The organism is Psychrobacillus sp. NPDC058041 (assembly GCF_042885655.1).
GTDB lineage: Bacteria > Bacillota > Bacilli > Bacillales_A > Planococcaceae > Psychrobacillus.
Window position 1 is genome coordinate 1 of sequence record NZ_JBHVRO010000027.1, and the last position, 2,583, is coordinate 2,583.

Below are 2,583 nucleotides of genomic sequence, written 5' to 3' on the forward strand. Positions count from 1 at the left end.
ACTTAAGTTTCTATGAATTAGAATTGGTGAAACAACAACTTAAGCAAAATAATGGAAAATTCAAATGGGAAGTGAGTAACTAAGGAACTAAGCGAGTGCGATAAGTCTTTGTGAACTTAATGAAAATATTGTGAAGAAATGTACTTAAGCTAACGGGTGCTTTAGCAAATGTTTATGGCTAAATAAATAGTTTTGTTACAGAGGGTATAAATTAAGGGATTCGGAGATGTAGGATGGCAAAGAAAAAAAAAGAAAAGCGGGATGGGTTCTTTAAAGAAATTTTAGGTGAGATTGGTGGTTCTATAATATTTGAAGTGATCTGGAACATTATAATGTTTATACCAAGAATTATAATTCGCTTGATTTCAAGCATTTGGTGAAGTCATTATTTTTTCTTGAACTCACGGGTGCTTTAGTTAAACAAGACCATCATTTTTCGTTGGTCTATTTTTACGTCCAAAACATCAAGTATATTTTAGCGAGCCATTGTGAAATGTTACACTTAAACTAACGGAGCAGGTTAGTGAAGTAAGGCTTTGCTATAATAAAAATGTGAAAAGATGTTTTTTGAAATCAAATTCTAGGAGTGAAATTAAATGCCGTTGACTTTTGCTCATCCAGCAGTAGTTTTACCTTTTTCAAGAAATAGTAAATATGTTAATTTCTTTGCATTGGTATTAGGTAGCATGTCACCTGATTTTGAGTATTTTCTACGAGGAAAGCCAAATGGTGAGATTGGTCATACATTCTTTGGATTTATAGCTTTTAATCTTCCTATCTTAGTAGTCGTTTATTTTATTTATCAAATATGTATACATAGGACCTTATTTAGTCATTTGCCATCTGTATTGCAAGATACATATAATCAAAAAACAAGTTCACCCAGTTTGTTAAAAATATTTGTATTTTTGTATTCTGCATTATTTGGAATGCTAACCCATGTAGTCTGGGATTCGTTCACTCATTTTGGAGGATTTATGGTGACAAACTTATCAATCCTTTCTTATACTGTTCATATTTTTGATTTTAATATCCCAATCTTTAAGTTTCTTCAGCACGGTAGCACAATAGTTGGTATTACTGTGATTATAGTATATATGTACTTTCGAACAGCAAGGAATAGATGTAATAGTAATGAGACTACAAGACCGAAACAAAAATTCAAGTATTGGGGTCAAATAGCATTGTTAACTGCACTTTTGTTTTGTTTATGGTATTTCATTGATAGAGTTTCGATTGAATTTTATGGCATTATTGTTGTTCGAATAATAGATTCAGCTTTGATTAGTTTGTTAGTTGTTTCATTATATTTTAATCACTTTAATAGAGCAAAGACAGGAGATCCTTTATTAAAGTAATGGGTGCTTTAGTAAAAAACGGAAAGCAAAATACAATGAGCTTGGAAATACATTTCCTAGCTCATTTTTATGTGTATTCTAATAAACTTAACATAGCCTTTTAAAAAAGAAAGCTTGATAAAAAAAGAACTATGATAATTAGAGTAAATATATTAATTATTTTGTTGGTGATCTATTAATATTTATTTGTTGCCCTGTTTTATCAGATGTATATTGGAGAACTTGTCCTTCAGAATCAGTATTGTTCTAATCAAAAGAGACACACCACACGAAGTCATAGTTATTCCCCTGATATGAATACTCGCCAACGATATAATAAACGTTCTTATAATTATCTTCAGTTTCATCATTTTCTAAATCAGGATGTTTATCAGCTCTAATTTGAGCACCGTCTACCTCTACACCATCTAATCGATCATATTTCTCAATAATAGTTTCTGCACGAACTGCTAGATTAATTAAAAGTTTTTCATTCGTTATTTTTCCTTCTGAGACTTTATAGGTATCGGTTTCATCAGTATTCACTTCATTCCCAAAAGCAGTTAACAAAAATACAAGTAAAGCAAAGACGTAAAATATTCTTTTCACATTCTATCATCTCCCTTTATTCCCTATTTTTAGTATATTGGAAAGAAAAAGAGTAAACAACCTGATTGAGTTTCTTTTTATATAAGAACGATGAGTTAGGAGATACATTTCCCAGCTCATTTTTATGTGAATTTTTATTCTCCTATGAAATAACATGTATAAACTTGTCAATTAGAATGCCAAGTTTCTCAGCCTTAACTGATCTACGGTCTCCCAAGTTCCGTGAACACTCCATGATAAGCATTTGCTTTTTTTTACTCAAATCGCTTTCCATTTTCCTATTGTTGAGGAATTGAAACCACACTAAATAAAGTTGTAAATACTTTGTAGAAACGCCATTAAAACTACTTATCCATTTCGATGTTCTATTTTTACGTCAAAACATCAAGAAGATTTCGGCGATACAATGTGAAATTTTTCACTTAAACTAATGAGGCAGTTTAGTTGAAGAAGGAATTATTCAACTTAGCAAAGAATGTTATAAACATTGGGGGGAAATGAATATGAACGATTTATTTACAATAGACTGCGGTGAAATACTTCTAAGAGAATTTAGAATAGAAGATGTAGATGCTATTTATGAACTGACTTCACAACCCGAAGTTTATGAATTTTTGCCAGATTGGCGTTCGACTAG

At 31.0% G+C, this 2,583-nt stretch carries 3 protein-coding genes and 1 pseudogene; 2 read left to right on the forward strand and 2 right to left on the reverse strand.

Features of this window, described 5'->3' with window-relative positions:
- The first annotated feature begins 233 nt into the window (after positions 1-233).
- Entirely contained in the window at positions 234-380 is a 147-nt protein-coding gene (locus ACFVR1_RS19525; RefSeq protein ID WP_387586359.1) for a hypothetical protein, read from the forward strand.
- A 216-nt stretch (positions 381-596) separates the two neighbouring features.
- Entirely contained in the window at positions 597-1,358 is a 762-nt protein-coding gene (locus ACFVR1_RS19530) for a DUF4184 family protein (protein ID WP_387586360.1), read from the forward strand.
- Positions 1,359-1,604: 246 nt separating this feature from the next.
- Here ACFVR1_RS19530 and ACFVR1_RS19535 read toward each other — a convergent pair whose 3' ends face one another.
- Both ACFVR1_RS19535 and ACFVR1_RS19540 read right to left on the reverse strand, forming a co-directional pair.
- A complete protein-coding gene (locus ACFVR1_RS19535; protein ID WP_387586361.1) occupies positions 1,605-1,946 on the reverse strand; it encodes a hypothetical protein in 342 nt (113 codons plus the stop codon).
- A 171-nt stretch (positions 1,947-2,117) separates the two neighbouring features.
- A pseudogene (locus ACFVR1_RS19540) lies at positions 2,118-2,316 on the reverse strand (IS1595-like element ISSpps1 family transposase); the annotation flags it as partial.
- Positions 2,317-2,583: the final 267 nt, after the last annotated feature.